Raw genomic sequence first — 26486 nt, 5'->3', positions numbered from 1 at the left:
ATAAAGAGGTTGTTACTATGATTGATAACCGTATTTATGCAGTGCTGAATGCCATAGTACGTGAACCTCTTATTACCAGTGGAGAGTTGTGTAAGAAATTTGTATTAACCAGGAAACAACTCAGTTATACATTGCTTAAAATAAATGACTATCTGGCGACGAAAGAACTTTTGCCAATTTCCCGTCAACGCAGCGGTGGTTTCAGTGTTGATGCTAATGTATTAGCACTTTTTTACAGCGATATTGAATATCAGCTTAACGAGCGTTATGTCTATAGCGAAAAAGAGCGACATTATATTATACTGTTTTTATTATTGTGTCGTAATGAGAGAATTAAACTTTTTCACTTTACTCAAACATTACGTGTAAGCCAGAATACTATTCTTAATGATATTAAGAAAATTAATTCAATAACTGATCGCTACGAAGTTCTGATCGTTTATGAAAGGAGGCAGGGCTATTTTATTGAGGGCAGTGAAATCCAAAAAAGATACTTATTACTGGAGGTTGTGACTTATTGTCTTTCCAGACCATTTTTTGAGGATTTCACTGTAGAAATTACTAAAAATGTTGAACTGCACCGGAGAGTGTTTGCTGATGCACTGACCTTAATTGAACATGAGTTTAAAATATTTCTGACCGATGAGAAAATCCAGCAACTGACTTTATACATGAGTCTGGTCATGCTACGAATTAGTGCCGGGAAAATTCTACATGCTTTGCCAGAACATCTCCATGAGGTCTACCGGACTCGTGAGTTTTTAATTATAGGTGAGATTTTAAATAAAGTAGGTATTAACCAGGTTTCTGAACAATCATTTTTAACGGCGATAATTCGTAGTGCAAATATTCAGACAATTTCAGATCGTTATTTTAATCTTGAGCCATTATTGTTAGAAGGGATAGTTGCTGTTGTTAATAATTTTGAGAAATTATGCTGTATTGCCTTTCGTGACAAGGATGAGTTGATTAACAAAATCTATCAACACTGGAAGCCAGCTTATTATCGCATTATTTATAATTTTACTTATGATTCTGGAGTTTATGAATTAATTGCTCAGGAGTTTAACTATCTTCATCAACTTGTCATTCGCTCAATTAGCCCGCTGGAGAGTTTGCTGCAGCAAGGACTACCGGAAGAGGAAGTTGCCTCATTGACGGTAATATTTGGGGGATGGTTAACGCGTGAGGGGTTGCTGCATAAGGTTAAAGTGAAAAAGTCTGGAGTTGTGGTGAGCTCAGGTAATGTCACGGTTTCTACATGGATTTTCTTGACGTTACAATCGCTGCTGCCTGAAATCTACTTTCAGGATATCTTGTCATTTCGCGAGTATGAAAAATATACTAAAGAGCATGACGTTATTTTTAGCACCAGCCTTTTTTCGACCCATCGCCCTTTGTTGCTAATTAATTTACCTTTTGATAATGGACAAAAAAATACGCTACGCGGTCAGGCTCTTTCGTTATTGGGATATCAGGATAATGAATCTGTACAGGTTGAGAATGTTTTAGCTATCGTTGAACGGTATGGCACTATCCAACAACGAAAGGATCTTCGGACTGCTCTTGAAGATTACCTCTATAGCCATTCAAGACCCGTTAACAATTTAGTGGCAGCCCATCCGTTACCCTCTTTGGGCAGCTTGCTGCAGAAAGATTTTATCACTCTTGAGATGGATATACCAAAGACATGGCAAGAAGTTATTCATCAGGCAGCATTACCATTACTGAAAAATGGTGTAATCGAGTCATGTTATATATCTGCGATTATTAATAAGATTATTAACGAGCGGCCATATATTATGTTAGGGGAAGGGGTGATAATTGCTCATGCCGGAGTTGATGAAGGCGTTAATAAAATTGGCTTTTCATTATATCGATTACCACATCCGGTTCTGATAAATGATTATATATATGCAGATATTATCATTACATGTGCAACCCATAATACGCAGGGGCATTTAAAAGCTTTATCGCAGTTAAATAATTATCTTGAAGAATGCAATGGCGCAAAATTTATTCGTGACGCAGTAGATAAAGAAGTGATCATACGAGCGTTACAATACTACTCGTAATCAACAGAAGGAACGTTATTATGTTAGAAATACTAAAGCAGCAAGTTGTAGAAATGGCAAAAACGACCCAACAGTGGGGGATGTGTAAGCACAAAGCCGGGAATACCAGTGTCCGGGATCCAGAAACGGGGCTTATCTGTGTTACACCAACCACCGTTGACAAAAATGAATTAACCGTTCGGGATATCGTTGTCCTTTCTCCAGAGGGAGAAATTGTCGAAAACCTTTCCGGGCTGCGACCCACCAGTGAATGTATGATGCACCTGCAGGCCTACCGGACACGGCAGGATATTCACGCTGTTTGTCATACGCATTCACGTTTTGCTTCCATTTTTGCAGTACTGGAAAAAAGTATCCCCGCGGTTATTTATGAATGTGCAATTTTAAATCTGCAACAGGGGATTGTACCCGTTGCACCATTTGCATTACCTGGTACTCAAGAGCTGGCATTAAGTATCATTGAGCCCCTACAACAAGCCGATGCTATTTTATTAGGTCGCCATGGAGCGATGACCGTTGATGTGTCGTCTTATGATGCTGTATTAAAATCCGCCTACCTGGAAGAACTGGCTGAAATTTATTATCACACACTACTGGTAAATGGTCTGCAGGAACCGAAAGTATTTAGTGGTGAGGAACTGGCATGCTGGTCGTATCCACAGGTTATTAGATGAGCCACTATTAGCTATAGAGAAATTAGGTGGCCTATGATTAAAGAAATAGTGTGGGTGACAAACAAAACGGGGCTTCATGCCCGACCTGCAAGTGTACTAGCGAAAACTGTAAGACAATTTCAATGTGTGACAACCTTAAACTATAAGGGAAAAAATATCAAACCACACAGTGCGATGGCGTTATTAACGGCAGGTATCAAAGCTAACTCTCAAGTTGAACTGATTTGTGAAGGTGTTGATGAACAGCAAGCAATTTCGGAGTTGAAAAGATTATTTGCTATTGGTTTTGGTCATGATTAAACGAAAAATTTATTAATCCATTTATAACACAACATCCGTTGAATAAGGAAATCATTGTGACAAACAGAATCGTACTTAATCCCATTGCCTATTTTGGTAATGGGGCGATAAAACGCATCCTTGATGAAGTAAAAAAACGAAAATTAACAAAAGCATTTATTGTAACGGACTCAGAGATTGTCCGGTGCGGTGTAAACGAAAAAATAACTAACTTATTAAAGCACAACGATCTCACTTACACAGTATTCGATGGCGTTGAAGCGAATCCAACAATAGAAAATGTACAAGCTGGCGTCAGGGCGTTTAAGTGCAGTAATGCAGATTATTTGATTGCGGTAGGGGGCGGTTCTTCAATCGATACGGCTAAAGCAATTGGAATAATTATTGCTAATCCTGGTTTTGCCGATGTTCGTTCTCTGGAAGGGGGCGCAGCCACAGAGAACCCTGCGATACCGACTATTGCTGTTCCAACTACAGCGGGGACTGCGGCAGAAGTGACCATTAACTATGTCATCACAGATGTGGAGAATAGGCGCAAATTTGTTTGTTACGATCCACATTCTGTACCAGTGGCTTCAATTATTGATGCAGACATGATGTCTTCTATGCCGCCATCATTAAAAGCGGCAACCGGGATTGATGCACTCACACATGCGATTGAAGGTTACACCACTCTCGGCGCATGGACGTTGACAGATATGTTCCATATACAAGCGATTGGACTCATTGCCGATGCGCTAAGAGCTTCCGTGGCAGGAGATACACAGGCGAGCGAAGATATGGCGCTGGGACAATACATTGCCGGGATGGGCTTTTCAAATGTTGGGTTGGGGTTGGTGCACGGCATGGCGCACCCGTTGAGTGCATTTTACGGTACGCCTCATGGCGTGGCGAATGCTGTTTTGCTACCGTCTATCATGGAGTGGAATGCGGAATTTACCGAGGAGAAATATCGCAATATAGCGGCAGCGTTTGATATACCGCAAGCGTATACCATGCCATTATCCGAAGCGCGTAGAGAGGCAGTGAACGCGGTTCGAAGACTTAATCAGGATATCGGTATTCCATCACGCTTACGCGAAATTGGGATGAAAGAAGAGGATGTGATGGCTTTAGCGACTGCCGCTATGGCTGACATTTGTACAGGGGGCAATCCTCGGCCTGTAACCTTGACGGATATCCAGCAGCTTTATCGTCAAATGTATTAATTACTCTATGGGAGTGTGTCGTCCTCACCACTCCCAGACTTTTGACGGTGTAACCACCGCAGGTAGCGGAATATCCCACTCTTCGACAGGAAGTTTTTCTACTAACTGACAATCATGTGCATAACCAACTGGCTGCATTTTATAGTGCTGCCAGTTTTGCAATGTCCGATCATAAAAACCGCCACCCATTCCCAGGCGTTGACCGTACTTATCAAAGGCTACCAGCGGCGTTATGAGGACATCTAATTGGGAAAGGGGAAGTACATCGCGCACGTCCAGTTTCGGCTCGTGGATTTTTAATCTGTTCACCACCAGTTCACTTTGCGGATGGTAATTCAGGAACAGTAAGTTACCGACACTAAAGGGATGCAAAACTGGAAGATATACGCGCTTACCGGCACGCCAGAGCTGTTCTATGAGCGGTTGGGTGTCGAGTTCGCCATCAAATGAGAGAAAAACGGCAACCGTATGCGCCATTACAACAGGGGGGTAGTTCATCATCCGGGTTGCGGCCTGCTGACCCATTTCGCGTTGTTGCTCCGGCGTTAAGGCACGACGGCGATGCCGAATCATTTTACGGATTTCTTGTCGGGATAATGTAAGTGGAAGTTCTGGTAGTTGTGTCATGGCTGGTGCCAGATAAGAAGGGAATCTCCGAGATGCCGCCGCAGGCTGTAACCCTTGAACCCTTGGTTCAAGGTGAATGTGTCGTCGCAGTTTTAAGGCTTCTCGGACGAACCGAGCATGCTCACCAACCACGGAGCGCCACATTCTTGTGGTATGAAATATCGGCTCAGGGGACTGGCCCGCTTGCGAACATCTCAGAGAAATTTTGTCTTCACGTTTACTCTACCACAGTAAACCGAAAAGTGTCATTCAAAGTTTTGGTTCGTTTTTTCGGTGATGCGACCTTGTTCAAGTAACGCTTGTTCTATGGTCTGTTGCAGCATCCGAATACGCTGTTCCATACTTGCCGCGTAGTCACGAGTCTTCGCTTTTTCTTGCGCTAACTCATAGCTGATGTTCAATGCAGCAATGAAAACCAACTGTTCTGTATTTGTGACTCTAGTGCGTTCTTTCAGATCTTGCAACCGTTGGTTCAGATCGTCCGCAGCCTGATTCAACGCATCCCTTTGGTCAGGCGGGCAGTTCACACGCAGTGAACGGCCAAAAATTTGGATATCGACGGGTTGTGCAGACATGCCACCTTCCTGCTGATTGACTGCGCTGCCTTCGCCTTCAGACCTTTGGTCTGCGAAGGGGCGAAACTATAGCTACCCTGGTGCAATGAGACAAGCCCTTTTCTGGTTCACCAGGGTCCAAAGTGATAGCATATCATGAATCTTCCTCCCTTTGATGTCGAATGCTTATGTCTATACAGAACGAAATGCCTGGTTACAACGAGATGAACCAGTATCTGAACCAACAAGGGACAGGTCTGACCCCTGCTGAAATGCATGGTTTAATCAGCGGGATGCTTTGCGGTGGCAATGATGACAGCTCATGGCTGCCGCTGCTTCATGACCTGACGAACGAAGGCATGGCTTTCGGTCATGAGCTGGCACAGGCATTGCGTAAAATGCACTCTGCTACCAGCGATGCCCTGCAAGATGACGGCTTCCTTTTTCAGCTTTATCTGCCTGATGGCGATGATGTCAGCGTTTTCGATCGTGCTGATGCACTGGCAGGCTGGGTAAATCACTTCCTGCTTGGTCTTGGCGTCACACAACCGAAGCTCGACAAAGTGACCGGTGAAACCGGTGAAGCTATTGACGATTTGCGTAACATTGCACAACTGGGCTACGACGAAGACGAAGATCAGGAAGAGCTGGAAATGTCCCTCGAAGAGATCATTGAATACGTTCGTGTTGCTGCGCTGTTATGTCACGACACCTTTACCCATCCGCAACCGACCGCGCCAGAAGTACAAAAGCCGACTCTACACTAAAAACAAAAAACGTAAGGAGAGTGTTATGAGTGAGATATCTCAGCAAGAATTTCAGCGCCGCCGCCAGGCTTTACTGGCGCAAATGCAACCTGCCAGCGCCGCGCTGATTTTCGCAGCGCCAGAAGTGACCCGTAGCGCCGACAGCGAATATCCCTATCGTCAAAACAGCGACTTCTGGTACTTCACTGGCTTTAATGAGCCAGAAGCAGTGCTGGTGCTGATTAAAAGCGATGACACTCATAACCACAGCGTTCTGTTTAACCGCGTTCGCGACCTGACGGCAGAGATCTGGTTTGGCCGTCGCCTGGGGCAAGATGCCGCACCGGAAAAACTAGGCGTTGACCGCGCACTGGCGTTCAGCGAAATCAATCAGCAACTTTATCAACTACTTAACGGTCTGGATGTGGTTTACCATGCCCAGGGCGAATATGCGTATGCTGATGAAATAGTGAACAGTGCACTGGAAAAACTGCGTAAAGGCTCGCGGCAAAATCTCACCGCTCCGGCAACGATGATCGACTGGCGCCCTGTTGTTCATGAAATGCGCCTGTTCAAATCGCCAGAAGAGATTGCCGTACTTCGCCGCGCTGGTGAAATCACCGCACTGGCGCACACTCGGGCGATGGAAAAATGCCGTCCAGGAATGTTTGAGTACCATCTGGAAGGCGAAATTCACCACGAATTTAACCGCCACGGCGCACGTTATCCTTCCTACAACACCATTGTCGGCAGCGGTGAAAATGGCTGCATTTTGCATTACACCGAAAACGAGTGTGAACTGCGCGACGGCGACCTGGTGTTGATTGACGCGGGGTGTGAATATAAAGGTTACGCTGGCGATATTACCCGCACCTTCCCGGTCAATGGCAAATTCACTCAGGCACAGCGTGAAATCTACGACATTGTGCTGGAGTCTCTTGAAACCAGTTTGCGCCTGTATCGTCCGGGAACCTCCATTCAGGAAGTCACGGGTGAAGTGGTGCGTATCATGATTAGCGGCCTGGTAAAACTGGGGATCCTGAAAGGTGACGTCGATGAACTGATCGCCCAAAATGCCCATCGTCCTTTCTTTATGCATGGCCTTAGCCACTGGTTAGGTCTGGATGTTCATGATGTGGGTGTTTATGGTCAGGATCGCTCGCGCATTCTTGAACCGGGTATGGCTTTGACCGTAGAGCCGGGGCTGTATATCGCGCCGGATGCAGATGTGCCGGAACAATATCGCGGTATCGGCATTCGTATTGAAGACGATATTGTGATTACTGAAACCGGTAACGAAAACCTCACCGCCAGCGTGGTGAAAAAGCCGGAAGAAATCGAAGCATTGATGGCGGCCGCGAGAAAGCAATGAGCGTAATCATCGTCGGTGGCGGCATGGCTGGCGCGACGCTGGCGCTGGCTATTTCCCGGTTAAGTCACGGGGCGCTGCCGGTACATCTGATTGAAGCGACTGCACCGGAATCACATGTTCATCCTGGCTTTGATGGCCGAGCTATTGCGCTGGCGGCGGGCACCTGCCAGCAACTGGCGCGCATCGGCGTCTGGCAATCTCTGGCTGATTGCGCAACTGCCATCACCACTGTTCATGTCAGCGATTGCGGTCATGCTGGATTCGTCACCTTCGCCGCAGAAGATTATCAACTGGCGGCACTGGGGCAGGTTGTTGAGTTGCACAATGTCGGGCAACGGCTGTTTACATTGTTGCGCAAAGCGCCTGGCGTGACGCTGCACTGTCCGGATCGCGTTGCTAACGTTTCTCGTACTCAGGATAACGTTGCCGTAACGCTGGAGAGTGGCGAGACGCTGACGGGGCGTGTGCTGGTTGCGGCTGACGGTACGCATTCAGCATTAGCGACCACCTGCGGCGTTGACTGGCAGCAAGAGCCTTACGAACAACTGGCAGTGATTGCTAATGTTGCTACCTCTGTTGCGCATGAAGGCCGTGCTTTTGAGCGCTTTACGCAATATGGCCCGCTGGCGATGTTGCCGATGTCTGGCGGACGTTGTTCGCTGGTCTGGTGTCACCCGCTGGAACGGGGCGATGAGGTCATGGCGTGGAGCGACGAGACGTTTTGCCGTGAACTCCAGTCCGCTTTTGGCTGGCGTCTGGGGCAAATTACCCACGCCGGTAAACGCAGTGCTTATCCGCTGGCGTTAACCCGCGCCGCTAAACCCATTACCCATCGCACCGTGCTGGTGGGTAATGCAGCGCAAACCCTGCATCCGATTGCCGGACAAGGATTTAACCTCGGTATGCGTGATGTTATGAGCCTTGCAGAAACCCTGACTCAGGCGCAAGAACGTGGTGAAGACATTGGTGATTACGGCGTATTGTGCCGCTACCAGCAGCGTCGGCAGAGCGATCGCGAAGCGACTATCGGCGTTACGGACAGTCTGGTGCATCTTTTTGCCAACCGTTGGGTGCCGCTGGTTGTCGGGCGCAACCTCGGGCTGATGGCGATGGAATTATTCACTCCGGCACGCGATGTGCTGACGCAGCGCACCCTCGGTTGGGTGGCGCGTTGAAGGCGGTTTTAAGGAATAAACAATGCAAAGTGTTGATGTAGCCATTGTTGGCGGCGGCATGGTGGGGCTGGCGGTTGCCTGCGGCTTACAGGGGAGCGGCTTACGCGTCGCCGTACTGGAACAGCGTGTACCGGAACCTCTGGCGGCGGATGCACCACCACAACTGCGCGTTTCGGCTATCAATGCCGCCAGCGAAAAATTACTCACCCGTCTTGGCATCTGGCAGGACATTCTCTCCCGTAGAGCCAGTTGCTATCACGGTATGGAAGTGTGGGATAAAGACAGTTTTGGTCACATCTCTTTTGACGATCAAAGCATGGGCTATAGCCATCTTGGGCATATTGTTGAAAACGCAGTGATTCACTACGCGCTGTGGAACAAAGCGCAACAGTCGTCAGATATCACCCTGTTTGCCCCTGCAGAATTACAGCAGGTCGCCTGGGGGGAAAACGAAACCTTCCTGACGCTGAAAGACGGCAGCATGTTAACGGCGCGTCTGGTGATTGGCGCGGACGGGGCAAATTCCTGGTTGCGCAACAAAGCCGATATCCCGCTGACTTTCTGGGATTATCAGCATCACGCGCTGGTAGCGACCATTCGTACTGAAGAACCACATGAAGCGGTGGCGCGCCAGGTTTTCCACGGTGAAGGCATTCTGGCTTTTTTGCCGCTGAGCGATCCGCATCTTTGCTCGATTGTCTGGTCATTACCTCCTCAGGAGGCGCAGCGGATGCAGCAGGCGAGCGAAGATGAATTTAATCGCGCATTAAATATCGCTTTTGATAATCGCCTGGGCTTATGCAAGGTTGAGAGCGAGCGTCAGGTGTTCCCGTTGACGGGGCGTTATGCTCGCCAGTTTGCCGCTCACCGTCTGGCGTTGGTGGGCGACGCCGCACATACCATTCACCCGCTGGCGGGGCAGGGGGTGAATCTCGGCTTTATGGATGCCGCAGAGCTGATTGCCGAACTGAAACGTCTGCACCGTCAGGGCAAAGACATCGGGCAGTACATTTACTTGCGTCGCTATGAACGCAGCCGCAAGCACAGTGCGGTGCTGATGCTGGCAAGTATGCAAGGATTCCGCGATCTCTTTTCCGGAGCTAATCCGGCGAAAAAACTGCTGCGCGATATTGGTTTGAAACTGGCCGACACGCTGCCTGGCGTTAAGCCGCAGCTTATTCGTCAGGCAATGGGGTTAAATGATTTGCCTGAATGGTTGCGTTAAAAAGTTCTCCTCTGTTGTTTATTTGATACCCATCACACTTTAATCTCCCGGTTTTTCTGTCGGGAGATTTTCCTCATTTGAAATAAACTAATTTCACCTTCAATTTCGCATTATATTTTCTAATGTTACGATTTTTTGATTTAGTGATTTTTGACATATTTTCAGTTCTTAATATTGCTTTATCCAAATTCAATTTCTTAATGCATTGTATTTATATAAAAATAAAATCATTTTTTGGTTTTTTATTCTGTTGAGATTTTTGCGTTTTTTAACCATAAGCTAATGTGATGATCAATTTTACCTTATGGTTAACCGTCTATTTCGGTGGTAAGTTCAGAGAAAAGAGAACGATTGCGTTGGGGACCGGGAGTGGCTCCGATGCTGGGTTTCGTGGTGATAATTTCACTGTGAAAAAGTTGTCAGCCCCGCTTATTCAATGAGGACAAGATGGCACAACAGACTCCTTTGTACGAACAACACACGCTTTGCGGCGCACGCATGGTGGATTTCCATGGCTGGATGATGCCGCTGCATTACGGTTCGCAAATCGACGAACATCATGCGGTACGAACCGATGCCGGAATGTTTGATGTGTCGCATATGACCATCGTCGATCTCCGCGGCAGCCGCACCCGGGAGTTTCTGCGTTATCTGCTGGCGAACGATGTGGCGAAGCTCACCAAAAGTGGCAAAGCGCTCTACTCCGGGATGTTGAATGCCTCTGGCGGAGTGATAGATGACCTGATCGTTTACTACTTCACTGAAGATTTCTTCCGCCTCGTTGTTAACTCCGCCACCCGCGAAAAAGACCTCTCCTGGATAACCCAACACGCTGAACCCTTCGGCATTGAAATTACCGTTCGTGATGACCTTTCCATGATTGCCGTACAAGGGCCGAATGCTCAGGTAAAAGCTGCCACACTGTTTAATGACGCCCAGCGTCAGGCGGTGGAAGGCATGAAGCCGTTCTTTGGCGTGCAGGCGGGCGATCTGTTTATTGCCACCACCGGTTATACCGGCGAAGCGGGCTATGAAATTGCGCTGCCAAATGAAAAAGCAGCAGATTTCTGGCGTGCGCTGGTGGAAGCGGGCGTTAAGCCATGCGGTCTGGGTGCGCGTGATACGCTGCGTCTGGAAGCGGGCATGAATCTTTATGGTCAGGAGATGGACGAAACCATCTCGCCGCTGGCAGCCAACATGGGCTGGACCATCGCCTGGGAACCGACTGACCGTGACTTCATCGGTCGTGAAGCCCTGGAAGTGCAGCGTGAACATGGCACAGAGAAACAGGTTGGTCTGGTGATGACCGAAAAAGGTGTGCTGCGTAATGAACTGCCGGTGCGTTTTACCGACGCGCAGGGTAATCAGCATGAAGGCATTATTACCAGCGGGACTTTCTCCCCAACGCTGGGTTACAGCATTGCGCTGGCGCGTGTGCCGGAAGGCATTGGCGAAACGGCGATTGTGCAAATTCGCAACCGTGAAATGCCGGTAAAAGTGACTAAACCTGTTTTTGTGCGTAACGGCAAAGCCGTCGCGTGATTTACTTTTTTGGAGATTGATTGATGAGCAACGTACCAGCAGAACTGAAATACAGCAAAGAACACGAATGGCTGCGTAAAGAAGCTGACGGCACTTACACCGTTGGCATCACCGAGCATGCTCAGGAACTGTTAGGCGATATGGTGTTTGTTGACCTGCCGGAAGTGGGCGCAACGGTAAGCGCGGGCGATGACTGCGCGGTTGCCGAATCAGTAAAAGCGGCGTCAGACATTTATGCGCCAGTAAGTGGTGAAATCGTAGCGGTGAACGACGCACTGAGCGACTCCCCGGAACTGGTAAACAGCGAGCCATACACTGGCGGCTGGATCTTTAAAATCAAAGCCAGCGATGAAAGCGAACTGGAATCACTGCTGGACGCCACCGCATACGAAGCATTGTTAGAAGACGAGTAACGGCTTTATCCCTCTTCTTTGGGAGAGGGGCAGGGTGAGGAAAATTTACGCCTCACCCTTACTCTCTTCGCAAGAAGGGAGGTTCACAATTCACTGCACGTTTCAGGAACCATCGCTCATGACACAGACGTTAAGCCAGCTTGAAAACAGCGGCGCTTTTATTGAACGCCATATCGGACCGGACGCCGCGCAACAGCAAGAAATGCTGAATGCCGTTGGCGCACAATCGTTAAACGCGCTGATCGGCCAGATTGTGCCGAAAGATATTCAGCTTGCGACCCCGCCGCAGGTTGGCGCACCGGCGACCGAATACGCCGCGCTGGCGGAACTCAAGGCTATTGCCAGTCGCAATAAACGCTTCACGTCTTACATCGGCATGGGTTACACCGCCGTGCAGTTGCCGCCGGTTATTCTGCGCAACATGCTGGAAAATCCGGGCTGGTATACCGCGTATACCCCGTATCAGCCTGAAGTCTCCCAGGGCCGCCTCGAAGCCCTGCTCAACTTCCAGCAGGTAACGTTGGATCTGACCGGGCTGGATATGGCTTCGGCGTCTCTGCTGGACGAAGCTACTGCTGCCGCTGAAGCAATGGCGATGGCTAAACGCGTCAGCAAACTGAAAAATGCCAATCGCTTCTTCGTTGCTTCTGACGTTCATCCGCAAACGCTGGATGTGGTTCGCACCCGTGCAGAAACCTTTGGTTTTGAAGTGATTGTCGATGACGCGCAAAAAGTGCTCGATCATCAGGAAGTGTTCGGCGTGCTGTTACAGCAGGTTGGCACTACCGGTGAAATCCACGATTACACAACGCTTATCAGAGAACTGAAATCACGCAAAATTGTGGTCAGTGTTGCCGCTGACATTATGGCACTGGTGCTGCTTACTGCACCGGGCAAACAGGGCGCGGATATTGTCTTTGGTTCGGCGCAACGCTTCGGTGTGCCGATGGGCTACGGTGGCCCGCACGCGGCCTTCTTTGCGGCGAAAGATGAATATAAACGTTCTATGCCGGGCCGTATTATTGGTGTATCGAAAGATGCCGCGGGCAATACCGCGCTGCGCATGGCGATGCAGACTCGCGAACAACATATTCGCCGCGAGAAAGCGAACTCCAACATTTGTACTTCCCAGGTACTGCTGGCAAACATCGCCAGCCTGTATGCCGTTTATCACGGTCCGGTTGGCCTGAAACGCATCGCTAACCGCATTCATCGTCTGACCGATATTCTGGCTGCTGGCCTGCAACAAAAAGGTCTGAAGCTGCGCCATGCGTACTATTTCGACACGTTGTGTGTAGACGTAGCCGACAAAGCAGGCGTGCTGGCGCGTGCCGAAGCGGCTGAAATCAACCTGCGTAGCGACATTCTGAACGCCGTGGGGATCACCCTTGATGAAACCACGACGCGTGAAAACGTGATGCAGCTTTTCAGCGTGCTGCTGGGCGATAATCACGGGCTGGATATCGACACGCTGGACAAAGACGTGGCTCACGACAGCCGCTCTATCCAGCCTGTAATGTTGCGCGACGATGAAATCCTGACGCACCCGGTATTTAATCGCTACCACAGCGAAACCGAAATGATGCGCTATATGCATTCGCTGGAGCGTAAAGATCTGGCGCTGAATCAGGCGATGATCCCGCTGGGTTCCTGCACCATGAAACTGAACGCCGCCGCCGAGATGATCCCGATCACCTGGCCGGAGTTTGCTGAACTGCACCCGTTCTGCCCACCGGAGCAGGCCGAAGGTTATCAGCAGATGATTGCGCAACTGGCTGACTGGCTGGTCAAACTGACTGGTTATGACACCGTCTGTATGCAGCCGAACTCCGGTGCTCAGGGTGAATACGCGGGCCTGCTGGCGATTCGTCATTACCATGAAAGCCGCAACGAAGGGCATCGTGATATCTGCCTGATCCCGGCATCTGCCCACGGGACTAACCCAGCTTCTGCGCATATGGCGGGAATGCAGGTGGTGGTCGTGGCATGTGATAAAAACGGCAATATCGATTTGACTGACCTGCGCGCGAAAGCGGAACAGGCTGGCGATAATCTCTCCTGCATCATGGTGACTTATCCATCCACCCACGGTGTGTACGAAGAAACAATCCGTGAAGTGTGTGAAATCGTGCATCAGTTTGGCGGTCAGGTTTACCTTGATGGCGCAAACATGAACGCCCAGGTCGGCATCACTTCACCGGGCTTTATTGGTGCGGACGTTTCGCACCTCAACCTGCATAAAACTTTCTGTATTCCGCACGGCGGTGGCGGCCCGGGTATGGGGCCGATCGGCGTGAAATCGCATCTGGCACCGTTTGTGCCGGGGCATAGTGTGGTACAAATCGAAGGCATGTTAACCCGTCAGGGCGCGGTTTCTGCGGCACCGTTCGGTAGTGCATCCATTCTGCCAATCAGTTGGATGTACATTCGCATGATGGGCGCAGAAGGGCTTAAAAAAGCAAGCCAGGTAGCAATTCTTAACGCCAACTATATTGCCAGCCGCCAGCAGGATGCCTTCCCGGTGCTGTATACCGGTCGCGATGGTCGCGTGGCGCACGAATGTATTCTCGATATTCGTCCGCTGAAAGAAGAAACCGGCATCAGCGAGCTGGATATAGCCAAACGTCTGATCGACTACGGTTTCCACGCGCCGACAATGTCATTCCCGGTTGCGGGGACGCTGATGGTGGAACCGACTGAATCCGAAAGCAAAGTGGAACTGGATCGCTTTATTGACGCGATGCTGGCTATCCGTGCGGAAATTGACCAGGTGAAAGCCGGAGTCTGGCCGCTGGAAGATAACCCGTTGGTAAACGCGCCGCACATTCAGAACGAACTGGTTGCTGAGTGGGGGCATCCGTACAGCCGTGAAATTGCGGTGTTCCCGGCAGGCGTGGCAGACAAATACTGGCCGACGGTGAAACGTCTGGATGATGTTTACGGCGACCGTAACCTGTTCTGTTCCTGCGTACCGATTAGCGAATACCAGTAATTAACTGATTTGACTATCTTCTAAAGGCGCTTCGGCGCCTTTTTAGTTTGTTAATAAGGTGCGCTTTGTGTGTCGGATGAAGCGTAAATACAAAATCTTGGAGTTCAATATATGACAGGAGCTCCAGGCCTGATGAGCGGGGCGCATCAGGCACATCGGCTAATTAAAGTTTCTCGCCGTTGCTGGCGATCACCTCTTTGTACCAGTTAAAGCTCTTCTTACGTGAACGCGACATATCACCAGTACCGTCGTCATGCTTATTCACATAGATAAAACCGTAGCGTTTGCTGTACTGCCCGGTGGTGAATGATACGCAGTCGATGCAGCCCCACGGCGTGTAGCCCATCAGATCGACGCCATCGTAAGTCACCGCTTTTTTCATCTCTTCAATGTGGGCGCGCAGGTAATCAATGCGGTAGTCATCGTTGATGCTGCCGTCCTCTTCTACTTTATCGTAAGCGCCAAAACCGTTTTCGACGATAAATAGAGGCTTCTGATAACGCTCATACAGTTCGCAGAGCGCGTAACGCAGACCCACCGGATCAATCTGCCAGCCCCAGTCAGAGGCTTTCACATATGGGTTCGGCACGCTGCCTTCGAAACCAGAAATCGCATCACCGGTGCCGCCTTCGGCTTTTACCGCGTTGGTCATGTAATAGCTGAAGCCGAGATAATCGCAGGTGCCTTCGCGCAGTACATTCAGATCGCCATCTTCCATTTTGATGTTAAATCCGCGACGCTCCCACTCGTTCAACACATAGGACGGGTAATAGCCGCGCAGTTGCACATCGGTAAAGACATAACGTTCGCGCATCGATTCCTGGGCGAACATCACATCGTCCGGGTTACAGGAGTAAGGATAAAGTGGCACCATTGCCAGCATACAACCGACTTTCATCTCCGGGTTGATGCGACGTGCCGCTTTCACCGCCAGGGCGCTGGCAACAAACTGATGATGCAGCACCTGGTACATCGTCTCTTCTGGATTTTCATGTTCGGTATAAACCACGCCAGAGCAGCAATAGCCAAACAGCGGTGCGCGCCAGTTACGCTGGTTGTTAATCTCGTTGAAGGTCATCCAGTATTTGACTTTGTGCTTATAGCGTTCAAACACCACTTCAGCAAAACGTACAAAGAAATCAACCACCTTACGGTTGGTCCAACTGCCGTATTGCTGCACCAGATGTAGCGGCATTTCAAAGTGAGAAAGGGTGATCACCGGTTCAATGTTGTATTTCAGCAGTTCATCGAACAGGGCGTCGTAAAACTTCAGCCCTTCTTCATTAGGCTGGGCTTCATCGCCTTTCGGGAAAATGCGCGTCCAGGCGATGGAAGTACGAAAACATTTGAAGCCCATTTCGGCAAACAGCTTGATGTCTTCCTTATAGTGACCATAAAAATCTACCGCTTCATGGTTCGGATAGTATTTGCTTGGCAAGACTTCTTTGGTGATTTCGCGCGGTACGCCGTGTGCGCCGCCGGTCAGAACGTCACAAATGCTTGGCCCTTTGCCGCCTTTGTTCCAGCCGCCTTCGACCTGATGGGCGGCAACTGCGCCGCCCCATAAGAAATCTTTCGGTAAGGTGAGTTTTTTCACTATCATAGGCTCCAAATGAGTCAATTCTTACAGGAAATATTACCATGCAGCCAAACGACATCACTTTTTTTCAACGTTTCCAGGATGACATTCTGGCTGGGCGTAAAACCATCACCATCCGTGACGAATCTGAATCGCACTTTAAAACGGGCGATGTACTTCGCGTCGGGCGCTTTGAAGATGATGGCTATTTTTGCACTATTGAAGTCACCGCAACTTCAACAGTGACGCTGGATACTCTCACAGAAAAACATGCGCAACAGGAAAATATGACTCTGGCTGAACTGAAAAAGGTCATTGCTGACATCTATCCCGGTCAGACGCAGTTTTATGTAATTGAATTTAAATGCCTTTAAGTTGAACTAACGCCTGTTAGCTGAAACTTTATATTTAATTTCATGATTTTTCGGAGATTACTCTCAAATCAGAATTTATTTTAGCTAACAGGTGTTCACTGGAACTATTCTCAGTTACGCTGGAGTTGCAATCACGCGCGTGGACGTTCTCCGGAGTAAGTTATGGTTCAGAAGCCCCTCTCTAAACAGGGATATTCGCTGGCAGAGGAAATTGCCAATAGTGTCAGTCATGGTATCGGACTGGTGTTTGGCATTGTCGGGCTGGTGTTACTACTGGTTCAGGCTGTTGATCTCAACGCCAGCGCCACGGCGATAACCAGTTATAGCCTCTATGGCGGTAGTATGATCCTGCTGTTTCTGGCCTCGACGCTGTATCACGCTATTCCCCATCAACGGGCAAAAATGTGGCTGAAGAAATTTGACCACTGCGCCATTTATCTGTTGATTGCCGGAACTTACACACCTTTTTTGCTGGTGGGGCTGGATTCATCGCTGGCGCGCGGGCTGATGATTGTTATCTGGAGCATGGCGCTGCTGGGGATTCTGTTCAAGCTGACCATCGCGCACCGATTTAAAATATTATCGCTGGTGACCTATCTGGCTATGGGCTGGTTGTCGCTGGTGGTTATTTATGAAATGGCAGTGAAGCTCGCGGCGGGCAGCGTTACCTTACTGGCGGTAGGCGGCGTGGTTTACTCGCTTGGCGTAATTTTCTACGTCTGCAAACGCATCCCATACAACCATGCCATCTGGCACGGATTTGTGCTCGGCGGCAGCGTGTGCCATTTCCTGGCGATCTATTTGTATATTGGGCAGGCGTAATTGGCGCACAACCGCCGGATACGGCGAAAACGCCTTATCCGGCTTACGGGTAGCGTGCCCATTGTGAAAACAGATACCCACTCCCATGCCTGATAAGACGTGTCAGCGCCGCATCAGGCAATAGATGCCAGGAGCGATACAGAGATTTACTCTTCCAGCGAATAAGGTAGCGGCTCGATATGCAGCGTATTCGCATCGTCACGAACGCGGAAGATGCTGTCCGGCTCCATATCGTTATTCATGACTACCTGAACCACGACATGACCATCGTCCAGTTTTACCGCCGCCAGTACGGTTCCGGTACGACGCCAGTTCTCGCCCATTTTCAGTTCTAAGTCTTCACCCACTTCCGGCACACGACTGGCACTACCCGCCAGCAACCAGAGTGCACGTTTGTTGGCACCGCGGAATTTAGCTCGTGCCACCATCTCTTGTCCGGTGTAGCAACCCTTCTTAAAGCTGATCCCACCCAGCGCCTGAATATTCGTCGCTTGTGGGATAAACTGCCCACTGTTGGCCGCGTCAATCACCGGGAAACCCGCTTCAATATTCAACGCCAGCCACTGTTGGCTATTGTTCAACTCCGCTTCACCGCGAAGTTTATCGGTCAGCATATTGGCGGTGGCTTCATCGGTGACGATCAGAAAACGCTCTGCCGGATGTTCAAACCAAAGTAGGGTTGTCGCGCCTTCTCTGACTACCTGTTTTTCCTGAGTCGGCAGCTCACTGAAAAGATTCGCTAACGCGGCGCGCGCCTGGAACCCGGCAACACCGAGCAGTACACGTTCATCGTCCGGGACGATAGTCACTTTAGAGAAGACCGCATATTTTTTCAGTTCGGTAAGCTGGTTGTCGCGCACGCTGCGACGTTCAATCCAGGCAAAACCGTCGCCGTCGCGGAACAGACGTAAATTGCTCCACATCTTACCTTTGGCATCGCAGTGCGCGGCAAGCAGATGCTGGTCTTCGGTCATCTGGCTGACATCTGCCGTTACCTGGCCCTGCATATATTTTTCGCTATCTGCGCCGGTAATGGTGGCAAGCGCCCAATCATCAAGCGTCATCAACGTCAGCGGTAAACGGGCAGAAGCCGTGGGCTGACGGGGAGGAAAAGGTGTAAAAGCCATAATGGAGTCCTGTTTTACAAACGGCGTAATTAATGACTAATGGTAAAAGAGCTATGGGGCATTGCAAGTGCTTTCACTACGCGATCCGTGCCTTCTGATTCGCTTTGCGAGATGACTTCCAAAAAAATGAAGCCATTGAATTGTTGTGGATTAATTTCGCGATCGCGATTGTGTTTACCGATATTCCCGCAAAAGAAGTCGAAAAACACGTTACAATATCCTGGTACTGGATTTTCGTGAGACAGGAAGAAAATGGATATTAACAACAAAGCCCGCATTCATTGGGCATGCCGCCGCGGTATGCGTGAACTCGATATTTCAATCATGCCGTTTTTCGAACATGAGTACGACAGCTTAAGCGATGACGAAAAACGCATCTTTATTCGTCTGCTGGAATGCGACGATCCGGACCTGTTCAACTGGCTGATGAATCATGGTAAACCTGCCGATGCAGAACTGGAAATGATGGTCAGACTCATTCAGACACGGAACCGGGATCGTGGTCCTGTGGCAATCTGAATTACGCGTCTCCTGGCGCGCGCAGTGGCTTTCCCTGCTGATTCATGGGCTGGTTGCCGCAGTTATTTTACTCATGCCATGGCCACTTAGTTACACCCCGCTATGGCTGGTGTTGCTTTCGCTGGTGGTGTTTGATTGCGTTCGCAGCCAGCGACGCATTAATTCCCGTCAGGGAGAGATTCGCCTGCTGATGGATGGGCGTTTACGTTGGCAAGGACAGGAATGGAGCATCGTCAAAACGCCGTGGATGATTAAAAGCGGCATGATGTTACGTTTACGTTCTGATAGCGGCAAACGTCAGCATTTGTGGCTGGCAGCAGACAGCATGGACGAAGCCGAATGGCGTGATTTACGGCGAATTTTGTTACAGCAAGAGATACGATGACGGCGAAGCAAATACGCTAAGCCGTCAGGGAAATCAGGCGTAGTGTTCCGCCATTTCATTAAGAATTTGCTCGCACCAGCTCTGAATACGCTCATCGCTGAGGTCATACTGGTTGGTTTCATCCAGCGCCAGGCCGACAAACAGTTGTCCGTCAGCAATAACGGGTTTCGGGCTGGTGAATTCATATCCTTCCGTTGGCCAGTAACCGACGAACTTCACGCCTTTGGTTGAGAGTTTGTCATGCAGCATTCCGAGCGCATCGAGGAACCACTCGCCATACCCGAGTTGATCGCCCAGCCCATACAGCGCAACAATTTTACCTTCGAGGTTCAGGTCGTCGAGCTGATCCCAGACGGCCTCCCAATCCTCCTGGATTTCACCAAAATCCCAGGTCGGAATTCCCAGAATGAGCACATCGTATTGCTCCATTAATTTAGGGGAGTCGTCCTTGAGGTTATGTAAGGTCACCAGTTCTGGACCGATAATATCGCGGATTTTTTCCGCCGCCATTTCGGTGTAACAGGTGCTGGAACCGTAAAAAAGACCCATATTCATAACGTAAGCTTCTCGATTCTGCTGTGGCTTTTGCGGCTAGTGTATCAGAATCGTTTTAGTCACGGCACAATAAGGCATAATGCATCAAACGAGAAATGTAAGGGGCGCAAGTGAAACAAGATTTGGCACGCATCGAGCAATTTCTTGATGCCCTGTGGCTGGAAAAAAATCTGGCAGAAAATACGTTGAACGCATATCGCCGCGATCTGTCAATGATGGTGGAGTGGTTGCATCATCGTGGGCTAACGCTGGCAACGGCGCAAAGCGGTGACTTACAGGCATTATTGGCAGAACGGCTGGAGGGTGGGTATAAAGCCACCAGTTCAGCCCGTTTATTGAGTGCGGTGCGCCGATTGTTCCAGTATCTTTACCGCGAAAAGTTTCGTGAAGACGATCCCAGTGCGCATCTTGCTTCACCGAAATTACCCCAGCGCTTACCGAAAGATTTAAGTGAAGCGCAGGTCGAAAGGTTATTGCAGGCACCGCTGGTGGATCAGCCACTGGAACTGCGTGACAAAGCGATGCTCGAAGTGTTGTATGCTACCGGGTTGCGCGTTTCTGAACTTGTCGGTCTGACGATGAGTGATATCAGCTTGCGTCAGGGGGTGGTGCGGGTAATAGGTAAAGGCAACAAAGAGCGACTGGTGCCGTTAGGTGAAGAGGCGGTCTACTGGCTGGAAACCTATCTGGAACATGGGCGACCGTGGTTGTTAAACGGTGTGTCGATTGACGTACTGTTTCCCAGCCAGCGCGCGCAGCAAATGACGCGGCAGACTTTCTGGCATCGCATTAAACACTATGCTGTGCTGGCGGGGATCGACAGCGAAAAGTTATCGCCGCACGTGTTGCGTCACGCCTTTGCCACCCATTTGTTAAATCATGGTGCGGATTTACGTGTGGTGCAGATGTTGCTGGGTCACAGTGATCTCTCCACGACTCAAATTTATACGCATGTCGCCACTGAGCGTCTGCGGCAACTTCATCAACAGCATCACCCGCGGGCGTGATAGCTGAAAAGAACAGGATGATTTATGAAGAAAGGTTTTATGTTGTTTACTTTGTTGGCGACGTTTTCTGGCTTTGTTCAGGCGGATGACGCGGCAATACAACAAACGTTAGCTAAAATGGGCATCAAAAGCAGCGATATTCAGCCCGCGCCCGTTGCTGGTATGAAAACAGTGCTAACTAACAGCGGCGTGCTGTATATCACCGATGACGGTAAACACATCATTCAGGGGCCAATGTATGATGTTAGCGGCGTGGCACCGGTCAACGTCACCAACCAGATGCTGTTAAAGCAACTGAACGCGCTGGAAAAAGAGATGATTATCTACAAAGCGCCGCAAGAAAAGCACGTCATCACCGTGTTTACCGACATTACCTGCGGTTACTGCCACAAACTGCATGAGCAGATGGCTGACTACAACGCGCTGGGGATCACCGTGCGTTATCTCGCGTTCCCGCGTCAGGGGCTGGAAAGCCAGGCGGAGCAACAAATGAAAGCCATTTGGTGTGCAAAAGATAAAAACAAAGCCTTTGATGACGTAATGGCAGGCAAAGCTGTTACTCCGGCAAGTTGCGATATCGATATTGCCGACCATTACGCACTTGGCGTACAGCTTGGTGTTAGTGGTACTCCGGCGGTTGTGCTGAATAACGGTACTCTGGTGCCGGGCTACCAGCCGCCGAAAGAGATGAAAGCATTCCTCGACGAACATCAAAAAATGACCAGCGGTAAATAATTCGCGTGAAACAACAGATACAACTTCGTCGTCGTGAAGTCGACGAAACGGCAGACTTGCCCGCTGACCTGCCCCCCTTGCTGCGCCGTTTATACGCCAGTCGGGGCGTGCGCAGCGCGCAGGAACTGGAGCGCAGTGTTAAAGGTATGTTGCCCTGGCAGCAACTGAGCGGTGTCGAAAAGGCTGTTGAGATCCTTTACAACGCTTTTCGTGAAGGAACGCGGATTATTGTGGTCGGGGATTTCGACGCCGACGGAGCCACCAGCACAGCCCTTAGCGTGCTGGCGATGCGTTCTCTCGGCTGTGACAACATCGACTATCTGGTGCCAAACCGTTTTGAAGACGGTTATGGTTTAAGTCCGGAAGTGGTCGATCAAGCTTATGCGCGTGGTGCGCAGTTGATTGTAACGGTTGATAACGGTATTTCTTCCCACGCAGGTGTTGAACACGCTCGCTCGCTGGGCATTCCGGTTATTGTTACCGATCACCATTTACCCGGCGAAACGTTACCCGCGGCGGAAGCCATTATTAATCCCAATTTGCGTGACTGCGAGTTCCCGTCAAAATCACTGGCAGGCGTTGGTGTGGCCTTTTATCTGATGCTGGCGTTACGCACCTTTTTGCGTGATCAGGGATGGTTTGATGAGCGTGGCATCGCAATCCCCAATTTGGCGGAATTGCTGGATCTGGTCGCTCTGGGGACTGTGGCGGATGTTGTGCCACTGGACGCCAATAACCGCATCCTGACCTGGCAAGGGATGAGCCGTATTCGTGCCGGGAAGTGCCGACCGGGGATTAAAGCTCTGCTGGAAGTGGCAAATCGCGATCCGCAAAAACTCGCTGCCAGCGATTTAGGTTTTGCGCTGGGGCCGCGTCTCAATGCTGCCGGGCGACTGGATGATATGTCCGTTGGCGTGGCGTTGCTGCTTTGCGACAACATCGGTGAAGCGCGCGTTCTGGCCAATGAGCTTGATGCGTTAAACCAGACACGTAAAGAGATCGAACAGGGAATGCAGGTCGAAGCATTGACCCTGTGTGAGCAACTGGAGCGTAGTCGCGATACACTGCCCGGCGGGCTGGCAATGTATCACCCTGAATGGCATCAGGGCGTCGTTGGTATTCTGGCTTCGCGCATCAAAGAGCGTTTTCATCGTCCGGTTATCGCCTTTGCGCCTGCAGGTGATGGTACGCTGAAAGGTTCCGGTCGCTCCATTCAGGGACTGCATATGCGCGATGCGCTGGAACGGTTAGACACGCTCTACCCTGGCATGATGCTCAAGTTTGGCGGTCATGCGATGGCGGCAGGATTGTCGCTGGAAGAGGATAAATTTGAACTCTTTCAGCAACGCTTTGGCGAGCTGGTTACCGAGTGGCTTGATCCTTCTTTATTGCAAGGCGAAGTTGTGTCAGACGGCCCGTTAAGTGCAGCGGAGATGACAATGGAAGTCGCGCAACTGCTGCGTGATGCCGGTCCGTGGGGGCAGATGTTCCCGGAACCGCTGTTTGACGGCCATTTCCGCCTGCTGCAACAGCGCCTGGTGGGGGAGCGCCATCTGAAGGTTATGGTTGAACCGGTCGGCGGCGGCCCGCTACTGGATGGTATTGCGTTTAACGTTGATACGGCTCTTTGGCCAGATAACGGCGTGCGCGAAGTGCAACTGGCTTACAAACTGGATATCAACGAGTTTCGCGGCAACCGCAATCTACAGATTATCATCGACAATATCTGGCCAATTTAGCGTCATCTTCTCTATAAAAAAGAGTGTGGATTGGGTACAATCCCGCTCTTATCACCGCATTTTGACTAGCTCAATAAAAGAAATCAGACCATGTTTGAAATTAATCCGGTAAAGAATCGCATTCAGGACCTCACGGAACGCTCCGACGTTCTTAGGGGGTATCTTTGACTACGACGCCAAGAAAGAGCGTCTGGAAGAAGTAAACGCCGAGCTGGAACAGCCGGATGTCTGGAACGAGCCTGAGCGTGCGCAGGCGCTGGGTAAAGAGCGTTCCTCCCTCGAGGCTGTTGTCGATACTCTCGACCAAATGAAACAAGGGCTGGAAGATGTTTCCGGTCTGCTGGAACTGGCAGTAGAAGCCGACGACGAAGAAACCTTTAACGAAGCCGTTGCTGAACTCGACGCCCTGGAAGAAAAACTGGCGCAGCTTGAGTTCCGCCGCATGTTCTCCGGCGAATATGACAGCGCCGATTGCTACCTCGATATCCAGGCGGGCTCCGGCGGTACAGAAGCGCAGGATTGGGCGAGCATGCTTGAGCGTATGTATCTGCGCTGGGCAGAATCACGTGGTTTTAAAACTGAAATTATCGAAGAGTCGGAAGGTGAAGTGGCGGGTATTAAATCCGTGACTATCAAGATCTCTGGTGATTACGCTTACGGTTGGCTGCGCACAGAAACCGGCGTTCACCGTCTGGTGCGTAAGAGCCCGTTTGACTCCGGTGGCCGTCGCCACACGTCCTTTAGTTCCGCATTTGTTTATCCAGAAGTAGATGACGATATTGATATCGAAATCAACCCAGCGGATCTGCGCATTGATGTTTATCGCGCATCCGGTGCGGGCGGTCAGCACGTTAACCGTACCGAATCTGCGGTGCGTATTACCCACATCCCGACAGGGATTGTGACTCAGTGCCAGAACGACCGTTCCCAGCACAAGAACAAAGACCAGGCCATGAAGCAGATGAAAGCGAAGCTTTATGAGCTGGAGATGCAGAAGAAGAACGCTGAGAAACAGGCGATGGAAGACAATAAATCTGACATCGGCTGGGGCAGCCAGATTCGTTCTTATGTCCTTGATGACTCCCGCATTAAAGATCTGCGCACCGGGGTGGAAACCCGCAATACGCAGGCAGTGCTGGATGGCAGCCTGGATCAATTTATCGAAGCAAGTTTGAAAGCTGGGTTATAAGGAACCAACATGTCTGAACAACACGTACAAGGCACTGACGCGGTAACCGATCTTAACAATGAACTGAAAACCCGTCGCGAAAAGCTGGCGAACCTGCGTGAGCAGGGGGTTGCTTTTCCGAACGATTTTCGTCGCGACCATACTTCTGACCAACTGCATACAGACTTCGACGGCAAAGAGAACGAAGAGCTGGAGGAGTTGAACATCGAAGTGGCTGTTGCTGGTCGCATGATGACTCGTCGAATCATGGGTAAAGCCTCCTTCGTTACCCTGCAGGACGTCGGTGGCCGCATTCAGTTATATGTCGCTCGTGATGATCTGCCGGAAGGCGTTTATAACGATCAATTTAAGAAATGGGATCTTGGCGATATTATCGGCGCAAAAGGTAAGCTGTTTAAAACCAAGACCGGCGAACTGTCGATCCACTGCACCGAGCTGCGTCTGCTGACCAAAGCACTGCGTCCACTGCCGGACAAATTCCACGGTTTGCAGGATCAGGAAGCGCGTTATCGTCAGCGTTATCTGGACCTCATCTCTAACGATGAATCCCGCAACACCTTTAAAGTTCGCTCGCAGATCCTCGCTGGCATCCGTCAGTTCATGGTGAACCGCGGCTTTATGGAAGTTGAAACCCCGATGATGCAGGTGATCCCTGGCGGTGCGGCGGCGCGTCCGTTTATTACCCATCACAATGCGTTGGATCTCGACATGTACCTGCGTATTGCGCCGGAACTGTACCTCAAGCGTCTGGTGGTTGGTGGCTTTGAACGTGTGTTCGAAATCAACCGTAACTTCCGTAACGAAGGTATTTCCGTGCGTCATAACCCAGAGTTCACCATGATGGAACTCTATATGGCTTACGCGGATTACAAAGATCTGATTGAACTGACCGAATCGCTGTTCCGCACTCTGGCGCAGGATATTCTCGGTAAGACTGAAGTGACTTACGGTGATGTGAAGCTGGACTTCGGTAAGCCGTTCGAAAAACTGACCATGCGTGAAGCGATTAAGAAATATCGTCCGGAAACTGATATGGCGGATCTGGATAACTTCGACTCTGCGAAGGCGATTGCTGAATCTCTCGGCATTCACGTGGAGAAGAGCTGGGGTCTGGGTCGTATCGTCACTGAGATCTTCGACGAAGTGGCAGAAGCGAATCTGATTCAACCGACCTTCATTACTGAATATCCGGCAGAAGTTTCTCCGTTGGCGCGCCGTAACGACGTCAACCCGGAAATCACCGATCGCTTTGAGTTCTTCATTGGTGGTCGTGAAATCGGTAACGGCTTTAGCGAACTGAATGATGCTGAAGATCAGGCACAGCGTTTCCTCGATCAGGTTGCAGCAAAAGATGCAGGCGACGATGAAGCAATGTTCTACGATGAAGATTACGTTACTGCACTGGAACATGGTCTGCCGCCGACAGCAGGCTTGGGTATTGGTATCGACCGTATGGTTATGCTGTTCACCAACAGCCACACTATCCGTGACGTGATTCTGTTCCCGGCGATGCGTCCGGTAAAATAAGCCTTACGCGTAAGCACACAGCCCC

Annotated in this window: 26 protein-coding genes and 1 other RNA gene; 20 read left to right on the top strand and 7 right to left on the bottom strand. The window is 50.2% G+C overall.

Annotation, left to right across the window (positions count from 1 at the left end; genetic code table 11):
* Window positions 1-17: 17 nt before the first annotated feature.
* From ESM_RS0113130 to fucO, 4 genes are read left to right on the top strand one after another with little or no spacing between them, the layout of a single operon-like run.
* A complete protein-coding gene (locus tag ESM_RS0113130) occupies window positions 18-2075 on the top strand; it encodes a BglG family transcription antiterminator (protein WP_000566770.1) in 2058 nt (685 codons plus the stop codon).
* A gap of 20 nt (window positions 2076-2095) precedes the next feature.
* Window positions 2096-2749, top strand: a complete 654-nt coding sequence (locus ESM_RS0113125; protein WP_000889975.1) for a class II aldolase/adducin family protein — start codon at window positions 2096-2098, stop codon at window positions 2747-2749.
* Window positions 2750-2782: 33 nt separating this feature from the next.
* Window positions 2783-3049: an HPr family phosphocarrier protein gene (locus ESM_RS0113120; RefSeq protein WP_016249169.1), complete on the top strand. Its 267-nt coding sequence runs from the start codon at window positions 2783-2785 to the stop codon at window positions 3047-3049.
* Window positions 3050-3105: 56 nt separating this feature from the next.
* On the top strand, window positions 3106-4257 hold the full coding sequence (gene fucO / locus ESM_RS0113115; protein ID WP_000184888.1) for a lactaldehyde reductase: 1152 nt from the start codon (window positions 3106-3108) through the stop codon (window positions 4255-4257).
* A 24-nt stretch (window positions 4258-4281) separates the two neighbouring features.
* Here the strand turns inward: fucO and ESM_RS0113110 are convergent, their stop codons facing one another.
* The 3 genes from ESM_RS0113110 to zapA all read right to left on the bottom strand — a co-directional run bounded on the left by ESM_RS0113110 (window position 4282) and on the right by zapA (window position 5459).
* The gene (locus ESM_RS0113110; RefSeq protein ID WP_024257684.1) at window positions 4282-4884 is read right to left on the bottom strand and encodes a 5-formyltetrahydrofolate cyclo-ligase; all 603 of its coding nucleotides are present in this window, start codon (window positions 4882-4884) and stop codon (window positions 4282-4284) included.
* Between the two features lie 20 nt (window positions 4885-4904).
* Window positions 4905-5088: non-coding RNA, 6S RNA (ssrS, locus tag ESM_RS1000000126815), on the bottom strand.
* A 41-nt stretch (window positions 5089-5129) separates the two neighbouring features.
* Window positions 5130-5459 (bottom strand): cell division protein ZapA, encoded by a 330-nt coding sequence (gene zapA, locus ESM_RS0113105; protein WP_001276008.1) that lies wholly within the window; start codon window positions 5457-5459, stop codon window positions 5130-5132.
* A 167-nt stretch (window positions 5460-5626) separates the two neighbouring features.
* On the opposite strand from zapA, the gene ygfB reads away from it, so the two are divergent.
* From ygfB to ubiI, 4 genes are read left to right on the top strand one after another with little or no spacing between them, the layout of a single operon-like run.
* Window positions 5627-6205, top strand: coding sequence for a UPF0149 family protein YgfB (ygfB, locus tag ESM_RS0113100; protein WP_001517036.1), 579 nt, complete (start codon window positions 5627-5629; stop codon window positions 6203-6205).
* A gap of 25 nt (window positions 6206-6230) precedes the next feature.
* Complete coding sequence (gene pepP, locus ESM_RS0113095; protein WP_001290085.1) at window positions 6231-7556, top strand: Xaa-Pro aminopeptidase; 1326 nt, start codon at window positions 6231-6233, stop codon at window positions 7554-7556.
* On the top strand, window positions 7553-8731 hold the full coding sequence (gene ubiH, locus ESM_RS0113090) for a 2-octaprenyl-6-methoxyphenyl hydroxylase (protein WP_000111234.1): 1179 nt from the start codon (window positions 7553-7555) through the stop codon (window positions 8729-8731). Before pepP ends, ubiH begins: the two co-directional genes overlap by 4 nt.
* 22 nt (window positions 8732-8753) lie before the next feature.
* Window positions 8754-9956, top strand: coding sequence for an FAD-dependent 2-octaprenylphenol hydroxylase (ubiI, locus tag ESM_RS0113085; protein ID WP_001192161.1), 1203 nt, complete (start codon window positions 8754-8756; stop codon window positions 9954-9956).
* Between the two features lie 73 nt (window positions 9957-10029).
* On the opposite strand, the gene ESM_RS1000000128455 is transcribed toward ubiI, so the two are convergent.
* Window positions 10030-10113: a hypothetical protein gene (locus tag ESM_RS1000000128455; protein ID WP_122983120.1), complete on the bottom strand. Its 84-nt coding sequence runs from the start codon at window positions 10111-10113 to the stop codon at window positions 10030-10032.
* A gap of 290 nt (window positions 10114-10403) precedes the next feature.
* Here ESM_RS1000000128455 and gcvT point away from each other — a divergent pair, with 290 nt between their 5' ends.
* The 3 genes from gcvT (at window position 10404) to gcvP (ending at window position 14903) form a co-directional block, all read left to right on the top strand.
* Window positions 10404-11498, top strand: a complete 1095-nt coding sequence (gene gcvT, locus ESM_RS0113080) for a glycine cleavage system aminomethyltransferase GcvT (protein WP_000068720.1) — start codon at window positions 10404-10406, stop codon at window positions 11496-11498.
* 23 nt (window positions 11499-11521) lie between these two features.
* Window positions 11522-11911: a glycine cleavage system protein GcvH gene (gene gcvH, locus ESM_RS0113075; protein WP_000073211.1), complete on the top strand. Its 390-nt coding sequence runs from the start codon at window positions 11522-11524 to the stop codon at window positions 11909-11911.
* Window positions 11912-12029: 118 nt separating this feature from the next.
* Window positions 12030-14903 (top strand): aminomethyl-transferring glycine dehydrogenase, encoded by a 2874-nt coding sequence (gcvP, locus tag ESM_RS0113070; protein WP_000194990.1) that lies wholly within the window; start codon window positions 12030-12032, stop codon window positions 14901-14903.
* Window positions 14904-15066: 163 nt separating this feature from the next.
* Here the strand turns inward: gcvP and bglA are convergent, their stop codons facing one another.
* Window positions 15067-16500 (bottom strand): 6-phospho-beta-glucosidase BglA, encoded by a 1434-nt coding sequence (bglA, locus tag ESM_RS0113065; protein WP_010378607.1) that lies wholly within the window; start codon window positions 16498-16500, stop codon window positions 15067-15069.
* Between the two features lie 44 nt (window positions 16501-16544).
* Between bglA and yqfB the strand changes: the two genes are divergently transcribed.
* Together yqfB and trhA are read left to right on the top strand one after the other, a co-directional pair.
* The gene (gene yqfB, locus ESM_RS0113060; RefSeq protein WP_001182960.1) at window positions 16545-16856 is read left to right on the top strand and encodes a N(4)-acetylcytidine aminohydrolase; all 312 of its coding nucleotides are present in this window, start codon (window positions 16545-16547) and stop codon (window positions 16854-16856) included.
* Between the two features lie 162 nt (window positions 16857-17018).
* The gene (trhA, locus tag ESM_RS0113055) at window positions 17019-17678 is read left to right on the top strand and encodes a PAQR family membrane homeostasis protein TrhA (RefSeq protein WP_000250293.1); all 660 of its coding nucleotides are present in this window, start codon (window positions 17019-17021) and stop codon (window positions 17676-17678) included.
* Between the two features lie 146 nt (window positions 17679-17824).
* On the opposite strand, the gene ygfZ is transcribed toward trhA, so the two are convergent.
* Window positions 17825-18805, bottom strand: a complete 981-nt coding sequence (gene ygfZ, locus ESM_RS0113050) for a tRNA-modifying protein YgfZ (protein ID WP_000886070.1) — start codon at window positions 18803-18805, stop codon at window positions 17825-17827.
* Window positions 18806-19057: 252 nt separating this feature from the next.
* On the opposite strand from ygfZ, the gene sdhE reads away from it, so the two are divergent.
* Window positions 19058-19324 (top strand): FAD assembly factor SdhE, encoded by a 267-nt coding sequence (gene sdhE / locus ESM_RS0113040; protein ID WP_000354045.1) that lies wholly within the window; start codon window positions 19058-19060, stop codon window positions 19322-19324.
* A complete protein-coding gene (locus ESM_RS0113035; RefSeq protein ID WP_000244789.1) occupies window positions 19305-19709 on the top strand; it encodes a protein YgfX in 405 nt (134 codons plus the stop codon). The genes sdhE and ESM_RS0113035 overlap by 20 nt, the downstream gene beginning before the upstream one ends.
* 33 nt (window positions 19710-19742) lie before the next feature.
* Here the strand turns inward: ESM_RS0113035 and fldB are convergent, their stop codons facing one another.
* The gene (gene fldB / locus ESM_RS0113030; RefSeq protein WP_001055874.1) at window positions 19743-20264 is read right to left on the bottom strand and encodes a flavodoxin FldB; all 522 of its coding nucleotides are present in this window, start codon (window positions 20262-20264) and stop codon (window positions 19743-19745) included.
* Window positions 20265-20374: 110 nt separating this feature from the next.
* On the opposite strand from fldB, the gene xerD reads away from it, so the two are divergent.
* The 5 genes from xerD to lysS all read left to right on the top strand — a co-directional run bounded on the left by xerD (window position 20375) and on the right by lysS (window position 26461).
* Window positions 20375-21271 carry a site-specific tyrosine recombinase XerD gene (gene xerD / locus ESM_RS0113025; protein WP_000806649.1) on the top strand — a complete coding sequence of 299 codons (897 nt, stop codon included), beginning with the start codon at window positions 20375-20377 and terminating at the stop codon, window positions 21269-21271.
* Window positions 21272-21295: 24 nt separating this feature from the next.
* Window positions 21296-22006, top strand: a complete 711-nt coding sequence (dsbC, locus tag ESM_RS0113020) for a bifunctional protein-disulfide isomerase/oxidoreductase DsbC (RefSeq protein WP_000715232.1) — start codon at window positions 21296-21298, stop codon at window positions 22004-22006.
* A gap of 5 nt (window positions 22007-22011) precedes the next feature.
* On the top strand, window positions 22012-23745 hold the full coding sequence (recJ, locus tag ESM_RS0113015) for a single-stranded-DNA-specific exonuclease RecJ (protein ID WP_000813173.1): 1734 nt from the start codon (window positions 22012-22014) through the stop codon (window positions 23743-23745).
* A gap of 90 nt (window positions 23746-23835) precedes the next feature.
* A protein-coding gene (gene prfB / locus ESM_RS0113005) for a peptide chain release factor 2 (RefSeq protein ID WP_098729101.1) occupies window positions 23836-24934 on the top strand; the annotation gives its coding sequence in 2 pieces (ribosomal slippage) (window positions 23836-23910 and window positions 23912-24934; 1098 coding nt in all).
* Window positions 24935-24943: 9 nt separating this feature from the next.
* Window positions 24944-26461 (top strand): lysine--tRNA ligase, encoded by a 1518-nt coding sequence (gene lysS / locus ESM_RS0113000; RefSeq protein WP_000003094.1) that lies wholly within the window; start codon window positions 24944-24946, stop codon window positions 26459-26461.
* The last annotated feature ends 25 nt before the right edge of the window (window positions 26462-26486 follow it).

The sequence above is a fragment of the Escherichia sp. TW09308 genome, from assembly GCF_000208565.1.
Taxonomy (GTDB): domain Bacteria; phylum Pseudomonadota; class Gammaproteobacteria; order Enterobacterales; family Enterobacteriaceae; genus Escherichia; species Escherichia marmotae.
The sequence above is the reverse complement of the archived record's forward strand: the minus strand, read 5'-3'. Positions and strand labels throughout refer to the sequence as shown.

Excerpts from the sequence above, each read along its gene's own strand:
- ubiH (WP_000111234.1), top strand. The coding sequence starts at position 7,553 with ATGAGCGTAATCATCGTCGGTGGCGGCATGGCTGGCGCGACGCTGGCG.
- sdhE (WP_000354045.1), top strand. The coding sequence starts at position 19,058 with ATGGATATTAACAACAAAGCCCGCATTCATTGGGCATGCCGCCGCGGT.
- ESM_RS0113125 (WP_000889975.1), top strand. The coding sequence starts at position 2,096 with ATGTTAGAAATACTAAAGCAGCAAGTTGTAGAAATGGCAAAAACGACC.
- dsbC (WP_000715232.1), top strand. The coding sequence starts at position 21,296 with ATGAAGAAAGGTTTTATGTTGTTTACTTTGTTGGCGACGTTTTCTGGC.
- gcvP (WP_000194990.1), top strand. The coding sequence starts at position 12,030 with ATGACACAGACGTTAAGCCAGCTTGAAAACAGCGGCGCTTTTATTGAA.
- ESM_RS1000000128455 (WP_122983120.1), bottom strand. The coding sequence starts at position 10,113 with ATGTCAAAAATCACTAAATCAAAAAATCGTAACATTAGAAAATATAAT.
- ygfZ (WP_000886070.1), bottom strand. The coding sequence starts at position 18,805 with ATGGCTTTTACACCTTTTCCTCCCCGTCAGCCCACGGCTTCTGCCCGT.
- ubiI (WP_001192161.1), top strand. The coding sequence starts at position 8,754 with ATGCAAAGTGTTGATGTAGCCATTGTTGGCGGCGGCATGGTGGGGCTG.
- trhA (WP_000250293.1), top strand. The coding sequence starts at position 17,019 with ATGGTTCAGAAGCCCCTCTCTAAACAGGGATATTCGCTGGCAGAGGAA.
- ESM_RS0113130 (WP_000566770.1), top strand. The coding sequence starts at position 18 with ATGATTGATAACCGTATTTATGCAGTGCTGAATGCCATAGTACGTGAA.
- ESM_RS0113120 (WP_016249169.1), top strand. The coding sequence starts at position 2,783 with ATGATTAAAGAAATAGTGTGGGTGACAAACAAAACGGGGCTTCATGCC.
- pepP (WP_001290085.1), top strand. The coding sequence starts at position 6,231 with ATGAGTGAGATATCTCAGCAAGAATTTCAGCGCCGCCGCCAGGCTTTA.
- ygfB (WP_001517036.1), top strand. The coding sequence starts at position 5,627 with ATGTCTATACAGAACGAAATGCCTGGTTACAACGAGATGAACCAGTAT.
- yqfB (WP_001182960.1), top strand. The coding sequence starts at position 16,545 with ATGCAGCCAAACGACATCACTTTTTTTCAACGTTTCCAGGATGACATT.
- zapA (WP_001276008.1), bottom strand. The coding sequence starts at position 5,459 with ATGTCTGCACAACCCGTCGATATCCAAATTTTTGGCCGTTCACTGCGT.
- gcvH (WP_000073211.1), top strand. The coding sequence starts at position 11,522 with ATGAGCAACGTACCAGCAGAACTGAAATACAGCAAAGAACACGAATGG.
- fldB (WP_001055874.1), bottom strand. The coding sequence starts at position 20,264 with ATGAATATGGGTCTTTTTTACGGTTCCAGCACCTGTTACACCGAAATG.
- lysS (WP_000003094.1), top strand. The coding sequence starts at position 24,944 with ATGTCTGAACAACACGTACAAGGCACTGACGCGGTAACCGATCTTAAC.
- ESM_RS0113110 (WP_024257684.1), bottom strand. The coding sequence starts at position 4,884 with ATGACACAACTACCAGAACTTCCACTTACATTATCCCGACAAGAAATC.
- gcvT (WP_000068720.1), top strand. The coding sequence starts at position 10,404 with ATGGCACAACAGACTCCTTTGTACGAACAACACACGCTTTGCGGCGCA.